Consider the following 12600-nt stretch of genomic DNA (forward strand, 5'->3'; position numbering starts at 1 on the left):
GCCGCATGCGCCATGACACACGGGTCAGGCGAAAGTCGGTTTCGTGGGCTCCGGTCAGACCGCGCCCCGCGGGCTGATAAGGATCAGATCAGGCGCGCGAGGCGTCAGCGCGAAATCGGAGAGCGGATGCGCACAGGTCCAGTGTTCAAGTTAGCAATACGATCGTCGAACTGTCCAGACATTTGCGAGGGACAACCCCCCAAAAAGAACATCGCCGCTGCTGACGGTTCGCGCGGTTCGCACGATTCGCGGCCACGCGGTGACGTTTTTGGGCACCTCGCCCCAGGCCTTCGCGCTCCACAAAAGTGAGCGCTGCGCCCGAGGAGGATCTCGGCGCACTCAGCACCAAACGCTCCGTGCGGCAGCGCCCTGCGTCGCTCGGAGCTCACCAGAACCGGATCGAATACAGCGAGGTTGGTCCCGATTTGATGCTGAATGCGCACAGGACCATTTTTCAAATTAGTAAATGCTCACTTCGATTGTCCAGATCTTTTTTGTGGGCGAGCGTGTTCTTCGTCTCGCTCGTCTCGCTCGCCTCGCTCGCCTCGTTCGACGCTCGCGGTGACGACGGCGGCGGGCTCGGTTCGTCCGCCGCGCGGTGAACACGTGCTGGTTCAGGACGCGCACGCGGGGAGTCCCCGGACGTCCGTCGACTGTCACGGCGCTTTATCGCTCTGAACGGAAACTGCACCGGGCAAAGGAGCCGCCATGACGCCAATGCGTGCAGGGACGGGCACCGGGAAGATCGCGCTCGTGGTCCCGAGTGAACGGGGCAATCCCGGCGCTACGGCAGCGGGTGCTCGCCCGCACGGCCCGCGGGCAACGCGATGGAGCCGCACTGCCCCGCCCGAGGGAAACGGCGCTCCACGAAGCCCCGCGGCGTCACCCCGAGCAGCTCGCGGAACTCGGCATTCAGATGCGGCTGGTCGGAGAAGCCCAGCTCGACGGCGAGCTGCGCCCAGCTCGAGGTGCCGATCCTCGAAAGCACGCGCCGGAGGCGCGCGATGCGGGCATAGCGCTTGGGAGAGACGCCGATCTCGTCCTGGAAGATCCGCCGCAGCTGTCGCTCGCTCAGGCCGAGCCCTCGCGCCAGCGCGTGCACCCGCTCGGGCGGGAGGTCAGCCCCGCCATCGAGCAGCCGGGTGGCGCGGTCCAGGAGCCTCACGCGCGAGGCGTCGTCCACGGCGCGCTCGCCGCGCGCGCCCTCGAGGACGAGCTCTTCGAGCGCGCGGAGCACCCGGTCGATGTCGCCTTCCGCCGCGGCCAGCGCGCCGCGAGCCCGCGCGCCGCGCGCGCCCCACAGGTCCTCCAGGGCGACGGCGCGGTCGGCGAGCTCGTGGAGCGCGGCGCCCAGGAGCGGGCGGGCGCAGCCCGCGCGGAGCCCCACGCGCACGAACAGCGGCTTCGACGAGCCTGCCTTGTACGTGGCCCGGGTGCTCGGACCGACGGCCATCAGCTCGCTCGCACCGGCGGACGGTCTGCAGAAGACGAGCGACGCCCCCGTGTCCGGAAGGCGCGCCCACAGCGAGGTGTCACCCGGCCGAGCCGCCACCACGATGCTCGACACATAAGGTCGCAGCCGCGCCGAAGGCAGCAAGACGCGCTCGAAGGGCACATCCATCGAGGCGAGATCCTACACGCCGGGATCGGGTGCCGCAACGCCACCGCGCTGTCCGATTTCTTCAAGATGCCGGCGCGCGCGCGCCGCAAGCTGACCTCTCGAAGGCACGCGAGACGCGTGGACCGTACGACGAGGGAAGCACAGATGATCCTGATAACCGGTGCCACCGGCACCATCGGCAGAGAGGTCGTGAGGCAACTGGTCGAGAGGGGCGCGCCGATCCGCGCCATGACGCGCGATCCAGCGCGCGCCGCGGCGCTCGGTCGCGAGGTGGAGCTGGTCCGCGGCGACTTCGACGATCCCGGCTCGCTGCGGGCCGCGCTCCGAGGGGTCGAGGCGCTGTTCTTGCTCAGCGCGCCCGGGCCGTCGATCTCGGCGCATGACGTGGCCACGGTCGATGCGGCGCAGAAGAGCGGCGTGAAGAAGCTGGTGAAGCTCTCGGCCTTCGGCGCCGACCTCCGATCGCGGGTCGGAGACTGGCACCGGGCCGGCGAGCACGCCGTGCGGACGTCGGGGCTCGCGTGGACCTTGCTCCGGCCCGTGGGGTTCGCGTCGAACGTGCTGCAGTGGGCGGCGGCCATCCGCGCGGGCGGCGCGGTGCCCATCTGGACCGGAGACGGCCGGCAAGGGATCATCGACCCAGGCGACGTGGCGGCCGTCGCCGTCGCGGCGCTGACATCGGATCGGCACGACGGCAGGATTTACACGCTCACCGGCCCCGAGCTGCTGAGCGCGCACGATCAGGTGGCGATCCTGGAGGGGGCGCTCGGGCGCTCCATCGAGACGACCGATGTTCCGCCGGACAGGGTGCGCGATCAGATGCTGGCCGCGGGCGCCGCGCGCGAGCTCGCGGACGCCGTCTTCGAGGGCGTCAGCTTCCTGCGCGAAGGCCGGGCCGCGACGCTGAGCGACGACGTCGAGGCGGTGCTCGGCCGCGAGCCGCGGCGCTTCGAGGCGTGGGTACGCGAGAACCTCGCGGCGTTCGGCGGCGCCTCGGGCGCGGCCTGACGGGGACGGCGCCGCGCGGAACTTGGCCCGCGCGCGCCCCCTCTGGCATCTGCACCGCGTGCGATCGCGTCTCTACCTCGCGCTCGCCGCCGCGGCCGCCCTGTGGATCGCGCCGGCGACGGCATCCCCGGCGCCGCCCGGCGTTCGCAAGCTCCACGTCGAGGGCGGCGCGGTCCACGCGGCGGTCGGCGCGTCGAGCAAGCAGGTGCGCCTCACGCTCGACCCCGATCTCCAGCGCGCCGCCGAGCGCCTCCTCGCCCGCTCCGGCGCGCCCGAGGGCGCCATCGTCGCCTCCGACGTCCGCACCGGCCGCATCCTCGTCTGGGCCAGCCGCGGCAAGCGCGACTACGTCGCGACCCCGCTCGCCCCGAGCGCGAGCCTCTTCAAGATCGTCACCGCCTCGGCGCTCCTCGAAGCCGGCAAGGTGAACGTCGCGACGCCCGTCTGCTACACGGGCGGCATGAGCGCGATCACCGCGCGCGACCTCCAGGGCCGCGGCGCCACCTGCACCGTCTTCGGCGAGGCGCTCGGCCGCAGCATCAACGGCGTCTTCGCCCGCCTCGCCGGCCAGCACCTCACGGCCGCCGACCTGCGCCGCAAGGCCCGCGATCTCGGCTTCGACGGCGAGGTCCCCATCGACGTCCCGGTCGCGCCGAGCACCGCCCAGATCCCGGACGACGCGCTCGGCCTGGCCCGCGCCGGCGCGGGCTTCTGGAGCGGCCGCCTCAGCCCGCTCGGCGCCCTGTTCGCGATGCAGACCATCGCCAACGACGGCGAGCGCGTCCGGCTCTCGCTGCTCGCGCCGCCGGGCGCGCAGGCCGGCGGCGACGCGGCCGCGCCGCGGAGCACCGACGGCCGCGGCCTCCGGCCCGAGGTCGCGCGCACCCTCCGCTCGATGCTCGAGGTCACCACCCGGCGGGGCACCTGCGCCAAGGCGTTCCGCAAGCCGGACGGCACGCGCGCCCTCGGCGCCATGCCCGTCGCCGCCAAGACCGGCACGCTGGTCGGCGGCAGCCCCTCGCGGATGTTCTCGTGGTTCGCGTCGTTCGCGCCGTCCGACCGCCCGGAGATCGCCGTCTCCGTGATGCTGGCCAACGACATCGCGTGGCGCACCAAGGCGAACCTCGTCGGCCGCGAGCTGCTCGAGATCTACTTCGGCCGGAAGCGCCCCGGCCCCGTCGCCCGGCGGCGCTGACGGACGGCGCCGGGCTGGGCTACCCTGCGGCGAGCCGCATGAACGCCCGAGACCGCATCCCCCCCCTCCTCCAACACCTGCGCGAGGCCTACCCCGACGCGCGCTACGAGCTCGACTGGGAGACGCCGCTCGACCTGCTCGTCGCGACCATCCTGGCCGCGCAATGCACGGACGAGCGCGTCAACCGGGTGACCGCCACCCTCTTCAAGAAGTACACGACGGCGCAGGCGTACGCCGACGCCCCCACCGAGGTGCTCGAGGAGGAGCTCAAGCCGACCGGCTTCTACCGGCAGAAGACGAAGACGGTGAAGGCCGCGTGCCAGGCGCTCGTCGCGCGCTTCGGCGGCGAGGTGCCCGGGAACATGGCCGATCTCACGTCACTGCCGGGCGTGGCCAGGAAGACGGCGAACGTCGTGCTCAACACGGCGTTCGGCCTCCCCTCCGGGATCATCGTCGACACCCACGTCGCCCGCCTCAGCGGCCGCATCGGCCTCTCGAAACGCGAGAAGCCCGAGCAGATCGAGGAGGACCTCATGCGGCTCGTGCCGAAGGATCAATGGACCTTCTTCGGCCCTGCCATGGTCCTGCACGGCCGGTACACCTGCGTCGCCAGGAAGCCCAAGTGCGCGGAGTGCCGCATGAGCGATCTCTGCCCGAAGGAAGGGGTCTGAGCGAGAGATGAAGATCGATCTGCCCGGCTCGTGGCAAAACGTGCTCGCGGAGGAGCTCGATAAGCCCTATTTCCAGCAGCTGACGCGCTTCCTTTCGGCCGAGCGCGAGGCCCACCGGGTCTTCCCGGCCGAGGAGGACGTCTTCGCCGCGTTCGAGCTCACGCCGTACGAGCGCGTGCGCGTGCTGCTCCTCGGCCAGGACCCGTACCACGACGAGGGGCAGGCCCACGGGCTCTGCTTCTCCGTGCGCCCGGGCGTCCCGCCGCCGCCGTCGCTCGCCAACATGTACAAGGAGGCGCTCGCCGATCTGCCGGACTTCAAGGTCCCGAGCCACGGCTGCCTCACCGCCTGGGCGAGCCAGGGCGTGCTGCTGCTGAACACCGTGCTCACCGTCCGCGCGCACACGCCGAACTCGCACAAGAACCAGGGCTGGGAGACGTTCACCGACGCCGTGATCCGGAAGGTCAACGACCGGCCCGATGGCGTCGTGTTCGTCCTCTGGGGCGGCCACGCGCAGAAGAAGGCGAAGCTCATCGACGCGCGCCGCCACACCGTCATCAAGGCGGCCCACCCCTCGCCGCTGTCGGCGAGGAGCGGCTTCTTCGGCAGCAAGCCGTTCTCGACCATCAACGCCGCCCTGCGCGCCCGCGGCGCCGGGGAGATCGACTGGCGCCTCCCGGAGCTCGAGTAGCGCCGCGATGCCCCGGCAGAAGCGCCCCCTGCCGCTCGCCCCCGGCACGCGGTACACCCCCGCCGTCCTCGAGGGCATCGCCGACGGCGAGCGCGCCGCGCTCGCGCTCTCGCTCGGCGAGCGCACCGAGGCCGGCGCCGTGGCGGCCGCGGCCGCGGCGCTCGCGCGCGCCGAGGCGCTGGAGGAGGCCGCGGTGGCCGCCGAGCCGCCCGCGCGGCCCATCGCCTGCCGGGCCGGCTGCTCGACCTGCTGCGTCAGCAAGGTGCTCGCGCTGGCGCCGGAGGTGCTGCGCATCGCGGCCCACCTGCGCGCCACCCGGACCGAGGCGGAGCTCGCCGCGCTCGCCGAGCGCGTGCGCGCCGCCGACGCCGCGACGCGCGGCCTCTCCCGGCTCGAGCGCGCCGAGGCCCGGGTCCCCTGCCCGCTCCTCGACGAGCGCGGCGCCTGCTCGGTCCACGCCGTCCGCCCGATCGTGTGCGCCGGCTGGAGCTCCCTCGACGCCGCGGCGTGCGAGCGCCACTTCGCCGCGCCCGCGGCCGTCCCCACGGCCCCGATGCACCGCCCGAGCTACGAGGTCGCGAACGCCGTGCTCGCCGGCCTGGGCTGGGCCGCGCGGGAGCAGGGCCTCGACGCCGCGCCGCTGGAGCTCATCGCCGCGCTGCGCATCGCGATCGAGCGCCCGAACGCCGGCGAGCGGTGGCTCGCGCGCCTGCCCGTCTTCGCCGCGGCCCGCGACGCCGAGTGGCAGGCGGACCGCCGGCGCGAGGCGTGATCGCGCGCCCCGCCGCGTCCCGGACCCCACCAGGACGGTTGGCAATCCACGGAATCCGTCTACGCTGACGCGCCGCGGAGGCCGCCGTCCGCCGGCGCCTCTCGACAGGACACAGGACAAGGAGGATCCATGAAGGTCTACGGACATCCCATGAGCACGTGTACGCGCAAGGTGCTGACGGTGCTCGCCGAGAAGGGTCACGAGGCGCAGGTCGTGGTCATCGACCTGGGGAAGGGCGAGCAGAAGCAGCCCGAGCACCTCGCGCGCCACCCCTTCGGCGTGATCCCGGTGCTCGAGGACGAGGACTTTAAGCTCTACGAGTCGCGGGCGATCATCCGGTACCTCGACCAGAAGCTCCCGGGCCCCTCGCTCACGCCGACCGAGCTCAGGGCGAAGGCGCTCATGGATCAGTGGCTCAGCGTGGAGCAGTCCTATGTCTCCGGGCCCGCCATCAAGATCCTCTACCAGCGCGTCCTGCTCCCGATGCGCGGCCAGCAGGGCGACGAGTCCCTCGTCGCGTCGGCCAAGGCCGAGCTCGCGAAGGCGCTCGACATCGTCGACAAGGCGCTGGCCGGCCAGGAGTACCTCGCGGGCTCGACCTACTCGCTGGCCGACATCTCGTGGATGCCGTACATGCAATGTCTCGCGTTCACGAAGGTCGACGACCTCATCAACGACCGGCCGAACGTCGCGGCCTGGTGGAAGCGCGTCAGCACGCGTCCCGCCTGGGTGAAGGTCTCGTCCTGATCGCCGCGGCCCTGCCCTGAACGGGCGGGCCGCCCTCCGCGCCGGCGCGCCGAGCGGCCCGCCGTGGTGGCCCGCGCCGGGGATGCCCGCGCGGGCGGCTCGCCGGAGCGGGCCCGAAGCTGCTGCGGCGGCCGGCCGCCCTCACCTTCCTTCAGCCCATCGTCGGCGTCTTCCTTCGCGCAGGAGAGCGAGCAGCAGCCGGCAACCGCGCTCGCCACAGCGCAAGCGCCCAGCGCGGCGACGAGGCCGCACGTCGTCACGACGCCCGCGGCGAACGAGGACCGACGTGCGCCGGCCCAGAGCGCGCGCGTCGCCCTCCACCACGCTCCGAGGACCGCGCCAGCCACGACGATCACGAGCAGCGCTGCCCCTCCGATGACGCCCGCGCCGCGAATCGGGCTCGGCACCGTGATAACGCCCGCGTACGCGAGCGGCAGAAGGACGAGATCGACGCTCAGTAGCACGCACCCCACGCCGACGAAGGGATGCCGGAAGAGCCACGGGGCGCGCGGGATCCACGCTCTCGCGACGGCACTCGAACGGCGTTGCCAGACCTCGACGAGCTTGCCTGCCAGGGCCATCCCAGAGGTGAAGGCGAGCGCGACGCGCGTGAAATCGATGCCGGCATCGACGACGCGCGGCTCGATGCCTCCCGTCGCGCCGAGAAGGCCTGCGGCAGCGACGGCCAAGACAGCAGCCCAGGCGACCAGGACGAGCAGCATGACCGGCGCCGCGATCAGGAACGACAGGACCGCAAGGGCCACCGTCGCGAGCACAGCCTGCCCATGGCTCGAGACGGAACCCGGTACGCAAGAAGGCGACACTGAACCAGGTGAGGTGGGGGCCATCGTGTCGACCGAATGCAACTCGCCGGCCAGTGTCTCGCGGAAGGCACCGGCACGCGCAGCGTTCGATCGACGCAGGACCCCAGCCAGGCTCCTCGACCGCGAGGTGATCGCGTTCAGAGCATGTGGTCTTGCCGGTGATCGCGATCAGCTCGAGTCAACTCGAGGCGCGGCGTGTCGGCATCTCGGGTGCAGGCCGCGAGGCCCGAAACGCACAGCGCGCGGTTGGCATGCCGGGTGCTCCAGCACGGCACGCGACAGGAGCCTCGACGGCGGCGACGTGTTATTGAACCCGACATTCGGCTGCTACTCCAGCCTCGTGGGCGGGGCCGATGCGGACCTCCTCGTGGGCGGACGCCTGATCGATCTCAAGGTGTCAGTCCGTGATGACGTTGAGCGGCCCATGGTGCGCCAGCTCGTTGCCTATCTGATCCTGGCCGAGCGGGCGCGGCGCGAAGGGCAGCATCTGCCCCAGATCACATCTCTGGAGCTCTACTTTGCGCGACACGCGCACCTCTGGACGCTGAGCGCGGACATGATCCTTGCTCACCCGGAGTATCCGGACGTCGAGCGGCGTCTTCTCGACCTCGCTGCCCAGGTCACGCGCCGGGCGTGCATGCCGCCTCCCACGGCGGCCGCGCGTGGCGGAGTACCATCGGTCTTCACCTGCTCTACGGCCGCGCCGCTCATCGCTTCCGCGAGCGCCGCTCGCCGGCCTCCTGCTGGATGACCTTGAGCCGCCGGAGCAGCTGACCTCGGGAGAGTCCAAGGCGCTTCGCGGCTTGAACCTGGTTGCCGCCGCAAGCGCCGAGCGCCTCCAGGATCGCCTCCCGCGTCGGCGGCGGCGCTGCGGCCGCCGCCGCGCGCACGCCGAGTGCCTGCTCCACGATCGAGAGCTTGAGCCCCGTCGCCGGATCTGCCGCCGCGACCAGGCGGCTCATGCCCCGCACGTTCTCGGGCCAGTCGTGGAGCATCATGAGCTCCACCGCCTCGACATCCACCCGCACGCGAGCCAGCTCCAACGGCCCGTGCGAGCGCTCCCAGAGCGCCCGCAAGATCGCGAATACGTCCTCCGGCCGCTCCCGGAGCGGCGGCAGCGCGATGCGCACGGGAAACCGCGCCAACAGGTCGAGACGGAACCTCCCCTGCTGGACCGCCTCCTCAAGCAGGCGGTTGGTCGCCGCGATGATGGCGATATCGACGGGCACCGGCGCCGTCGCGCCCACCGCGAGAACCTCCCGGTTCTCGAGGACCCGCAGCAGCTTGGGCTGCAGCTCGATCGGCAGCTCCCCGATCTCGTCGAGGAACACCGCCCCTCCGGCGCTCGCTCGCAGCAGCCCGAGGTTTCTCGCGTCGCTCCCCGAGAACGCCCCGCGTTCCCAGCCGAAGAGCTGCCCCTCGAAGACGCTCGCGACGATGCCTGCCACGTTGACGCGCGTGAAAGGCGCCTTCGAGCGCCCGAGCGCCTGCACGACCGCCTCGGCGAGCATCTCCTTGCCCGTACCGCTCTCCCCCGTGATGAGCACGTTGCCCACGGGCCGCCTGGCAAGCCCGTCGAGCTCGGCGCGCGCAGCGCCGAGCCCCCACGGCCCCGCGAGGCCGCCGAGCGCGGGCTCCGGCTCGGATCGACCGGCATACGTCGCGCGATAAACGAGCAGGGTTTCGCCCGCGCGCAGGACGGACCCATCCTCGAGCGGCACCGGCTCGCGCGGTGGGAGCCGGTGGCCGTCGAGCCATGTCCCGTTGCGCGAGCCCACATCCTCGACCTGGAGCTGCCCTCCCGCCCGCGTCAGGCGAAGGTGGTTGGACGAGACCTTCGTGTCATTGAGCCCCGCCGCCGCGAGCCACGCTCGCCCCGCGGAGACTCCAGGGGACGGCAGCGGGACGAGGACGTTGGCAGGAAAAGCGGCGAGCAGCGCTGGCGCGCCCCGAGCCCCGCGTGTGCCGGTCGGGGGCCGGTGCTCGTCGGTCGGCACATCGCGCGGCGGGCGGGTGGTCATCGCGCCCTCCTCATGGTATCGCCGTCGCAGCTCCTTAGCGAGCCCGCCGTGCGCCCGTGCTCATTCGGCATCCAACGCGACGGCGATCCGCACAGACGCGCTGGCCTTCTGCCCCACGTACAGCAGCAAGCCTTGACACAGCACGCCGCTCTTGAGCCAGTCGTGATTGGCCGCGACGCGCCCCTCCGAAAGCGACACCCCCGCCTCCATGACCCGGACCACGATCTCACCGCGCACCAGCTCGGCCGTCGTGACTTGCAGTCGCTCGGGCTGCCTCCGGGCTGTGGGGTCCTGCGTGAACGGGACGCAGATTTCCTCCCCCGTGGACTTGCGGTGCACGCATGCCTCTGCGGCCGGGTGGGTCCTGGCCATGTCCTCGCTGAAGCTGCTTTCGCCCTCCGGCCGCCGGGCTACCCCCGTGAGCCGCAGCGACCAGGTACGCTCAGGCAAGGGGACGTCCTCGCACGGCGCCGGCAGGCAGGTCATCCCCTTGGAAAGACAGTCTCCCTGCTTTCTGCAGCACGGCGTCACATCAGGCGGCTTCGGCGGCGTGACCTGGAGCGGATCGGGCTGCACGGAGGCAACGCCCGGCGCAGCAGGCGGGATCATGGGCACCCCCTCGTCGGCCTCTGGATCCGAAGATTTTGCGAGCATCGCAGCGCCAGCAGAGGCAGCAACCCCGAGCGCCAGCCCCAACGCCAGAAGGAGCGTGGATTGCCCCACCTTGCCGGGCGACCGCGGCTCGGAGGGCGGCTCCGGGCGCACCGGGCGCAGGCTCGGTGCGGGAATGGGGGTCACGGCAGACCGCCGCAGCCCAGCCGTGGAAGGCGCCGGTGAGAGCGTCGGGGCGGAGGGCCGCAGCGCCGCAGAGGGCAGCGAGGTCATCGGCGTGGTGCGGGGCGAGTCGCTCGATCGCCGTCCGTCCCAGGAAGCTCGTCCAGGCTGCACCTGGAGCTCCGTCGGGCCAAGGTGCGGATCCGTCGCGCTCGCGCCCGGCGGCGCAATGCGCAGCCGCCCCGGGCTCGCCGCCGCCGCCGCCTCGATCTTTTGCAGGAGCGCCGCGCCATGGGCCAGCCGCCGCCGCGGCTGGATCTCAAGGCACGCGCGGATCACCTCGGCCCAGAGAGCGTCCGGCACCTGGGGCGGCCAGGGGCGATGTCCTTGCTCCGCCGCGACATAGGCATCGACAAACGCGTCGACCGGCGCGTCCGGAGAGAGCCCGGTCGGATGTGCTCCGCAGAGCAGCTCGCATGCGAGCACCCCGAACGCGAACACGTCGCGGGTGAAGCCTTCGCGCGGCGGGAGCCAGAGCCCAGGCGCGAGCAGCTCGGGCGACAGGTACGCAACGGTGCCGATGACCGCGCCCGTGGCCGTCAGCGGCCTCGGGTTCCCGGCGGGCGCGGCGATCCCGAAGTCGATGAGCCGCACGCTCCCGGGCGCATCCGTTGTACCCCAGAACGCATCCGTGACGAGCACGTTGGCCGGCTTCAGATCGCGATGCAAGAGGCCGAGACCATGCACATGCGCCAGAGCGGTCGCGATCTGGGCCAGCACGGCACCGCGTTGACCGAGCGACATCCGCGCCGCCGCGTCCGTGAGCGACTGGCCTTGCACGAAGTCGAAGACCAGCCCCACAACGCCGTCCGCAGGCGCTTCAAAGAGGGCGCGGCAGGGGATCAGCGCCGGATGCACGGCGCCGGCGACGGCTCTTGCCTCCCGCCGGGCCCGTTCCGCGGCGCCCGCCTCAAGGCCGCCGAGAAAGAACAGCTTGAGGGCGCGCAGGCTCCCGTCGAGCGGATCGTGGACCTTCCAGACGGCGCCCTGTCCTCCTCGGCCGAGAGGTTCGATCAGGGTGTAGCGGTCGACGCGCACGCCGGGGTGGAGCTGCACGGGTCCATAGTTACCGCAGCGGTCTGGCCAACAGAAGGGGTGATCCCGAGCTGGCAGCGGGAGACCTCGCCGGCGGATCCTCTCTGGTCCGGTCCTCTTAGGATTCCGCCCCGCCCACATCACGCGAGAGGTCGCCCAGCCTGCGCATCGAACGATCTCCCTTCGTGGGATCCGCCTCGGCTTGACTTGGGCACAGCTGCCCGGGTGTCAGGCAGCTGTGCCCACGTCGAGCCCGGCTCAACGCTCCTGTTGAATGGTTTGTAGAATCCGGCCGCGGACTTCCACGGCCCGGCGCGAGCTCGGCTCCACCCCATCGAGCAGCCCCACCAGGTTGAACACGTCGAAGGCCGCGGCCCACCGCTCGAAGTCGTGGGCGAGCGGCGCATGCGCGCGATACGCGCCCGCGAACGCCGCCACGAACTCGGCCCCTGGCCCCCAGCGCAGGAGCTGCCCGACGTCCATCAGCCTCGGTCCGGCGTACGCGAACTCCCAATCGAGCACGAGGAGCTCGCCCGACGGGAGCCAGTGGAGGTTGGAGGCCTTGAAGTCTCCATGCAGGAGCACGGGGGCCGACGCGCGCTCGCGGAGCGCCCCTTCGCGCGCGTCGAGAAAGGCGCTCACGCGCTCGCCGAGCTCGCCGCGCAGGGCTGGAGCCAGCCTGTCGAGGACCGAGGCGACGTAGCTCCGAAGCGCGCCCACGCAGTCGGCGAACGGCGCGGCGACGGCGAGATCCGGCCCGAGGAAGCCCGCGCTGTCGAAGCCGACGCCGTGGATCTCCGCGAGCGCGCGCCCGGCCGCGGCGCCGCACGCCGCGGTGTCCTGGAGGGGCCCGTGGGCGACGTGCTCGAGCAGGAGAAAATCGTCGCCCGCCGACAGGACCGCCGGGACGCGGAACGACCTCCAGCCCCGCGCGAGCAGGCTGGCCTCCTTCGACGCCGCGCCCGGATCTCGCCGGTACACGCGCAGCACACGGTCGGCGCCGAGGCGCACGTTCACGTTGGCGAGCCCGCCGTCGAGCACCTCCACCTCGCCGGAGAACGGCCCGACGCGCCGCTCGATCTCGGCGCGATCCAGGGTCTGGACGTGCGCGGCGCGCTCCCACGCGCGCTCGGGGTTGCGGACGAGCCTCATGCGCCACTTCATGCACGAAGCGCGCGGCG

The 12600-nt window shown here is 72.1% G+C and carries 12 protein-coding genes and 1 pseudogene; 8 read left to right on the forward strand and 5 right to left on the reverse strand.

Annotation, left to right across the window (positions count from 1 at the left end; translation table 11 throughout):
- Nucleotides 1-305: 305 nt before the first annotated feature.
- Nucleotides 306-602, forward strand: coding sequence for a hypothetical protein (locus tag WMF33_RS28170; RefSeq protein WP_437331523.1), 297 nt, complete (start codon nucleotides 306-308; stop codon nucleotides 600-602).
- A 182-nt stretch (nucleotides 603-784) separates the two neighbouring features.
- On the opposite strand, the gene WMF33_RS28175 is transcribed toward WMF33_RS28170, so the two are convergent.
- Nucleotides 785-1621 carry a helix-turn-helix domain-containing protein gene (locus tag WMF33_RS28175; protein ID WP_437331524.1) on the reverse strand — a complete coding sequence of 279 codons (837 nt, stop codon included), beginning with the start codon at nucleotides 1619-1621 and terminating at the stop codon, nucleotides 785-787.
- 144 nt (nucleotides 1622-1765) lie between these two features.
- On the opposite strand from WMF33_RS28175, the gene WMF33_RS28180 reads away from it, so the two are divergent.
- The 7 genes from WMF33_RS28180 (at nucleotide 1766) to WMF33_RS28210 (ending at nucleotide 8280) form a co-directional block, all read left to right on the forward strand.
- A complete protein-coding gene (locus WMF33_RS28180) occupies nucleotides 1766-2629 on the forward strand; it encodes an SDR family oxidoreductase (RefSeq protein WP_437331525.1) in 864 nt (287 codons plus the stop codon).
- A 58-nt stretch (nucleotides 2630-2687) separates the two neighbouring features.
- Complete coding sequence (locus tag WMF33_RS28185) at nucleotides 2688-3824, forward strand: penicillin-binding transpeptidase domain-containing protein (protein ID WP_437331526.1); 1137 nt, start codon at nucleotides 2688-2690, stop codon at nucleotides 3822-3824.
- Nucleotides 3825-3862: 38 nt separating this feature from the next.
- Nucleotides 3863-4495 carry an endonuclease III gene (nth, locus tag WMF33_RS28190; RefSeq protein ID WP_061626106.1) on the forward strand — a complete coding sequence of 211 codons (633 nt, stop codon included), beginning with the start codon at nucleotides 3863-3865 and terminating at the stop codon, nucleotides 4493-4495.
- Between the two features lie 7 nt (nucleotides 4496-4502).
- Nucleotides 4503-5186, forward strand: coding sequence for a uracil-DNA glycosylase (gene ung, locus WMF33_RS28195; protein ID WP_437331527.1), 684 nt, complete (start codon nucleotides 4503-4505; stop codon nucleotides 5184-5186).
- A gap of 7 nt (nucleotides 5187-5193) precedes the next feature.
- Nucleotides 5194-5958 (forward strand): YkgJ family cysteine cluster protein, encoded by a 765-nt coding sequence (locus WMF33_RS28200; RefSeq protein WP_437331528.1) that lies wholly within the window; start codon nucleotides 5194-5196, stop codon nucleotides 5956-5958.
- Nucleotides 5959-6087: 129 nt separating this feature from the next.
- Complete coding sequence (locus WMF33_RS28205) at nucleotides 6088-6705, forward strand: glutathione S-transferase family protein (protein WP_437331529.1); 618 nt, start codon at nucleotides 6088-6090, stop codon at nucleotides 6703-6705.
- Between the two features lie 1164 nt (nucleotides 6706-7869).
- Nucleotides 7870-8280: a hypothetical protein gene (locus WMF33_RS28210; protein ID WP_437331530.1), complete on the forward strand. Its 411-nt coding sequence runs from the start codon at nucleotides 7870-7872 to the stop codon at nucleotides 8278-8280.
- Here WMF33_RS28210 and WMF33_RS28215 read toward each other — a convergent pair.
- The 4 genes and pseudogenes from WMF33_RS28215 to WMF33_RS28230 all read right to left on the reverse strand — a co-directional run bounded on the left by WMF33_RS28215 (nucleotide 8237) and on the right by WMF33_RS28230 (nucleotide 12571).
- Nucleotides 8237-8527, reverse strand: coding sequence for a helix-turn-helix domain-containing protein (locus WMF33_RS28215; RefSeq protein ID WP_437339526.1), 291 nt, complete (start codon nucleotides 8525-8527; stop codon nucleotides 8237-8239). The genes WMF33_RS28210 and WMF33_RS28215 overlap by 44 nt on opposite strands.
- Nucleotides 8528-8695: 168 nt before the next feature.
- A pseudogene (locus WMF33_RS28220) lies at nucleotides 8696-9550 on the reverse strand (sigma 54-interacting transcriptional regulator); the annotation flags it as partial.
- Between the two features lie 60 nt (nucleotides 9551-9610).
- Nucleotides 9611-11440, reverse strand: a complete 1830-nt coding sequence (locus WMF33_RS28225) for a protein kinase domain-containing protein (protein WP_437331531.1) — start codon at nucleotides 11438-11440, stop codon at nucleotides 9611-9613.
- Nucleotides 11441-11677: 237 nt separating this feature from the next.
- The gene (locus WMF33_RS28230; RefSeq protein ID WP_437331532.1) at nucleotides 11678-12571 is read right to left on the reverse strand and encodes a phosphotransferase family protein; all 894 of its coding nucleotides are present in this window, start codon (nucleotides 12569-12571) and stop codon (nucleotides 11678-11680) included.
- Nucleotides 12572-12600 lie beyond the last annotated feature (29 nt).

The organism is Sorangium sp. So ce394 (assembly GCF_051474665.1).
GTDB classification, from domain to species: Bacteria; Myxococcota_A; Polyangia; order Polyangiales; family Polyangiaceae; genus Sorangium; species Sorangium cellulosum_D.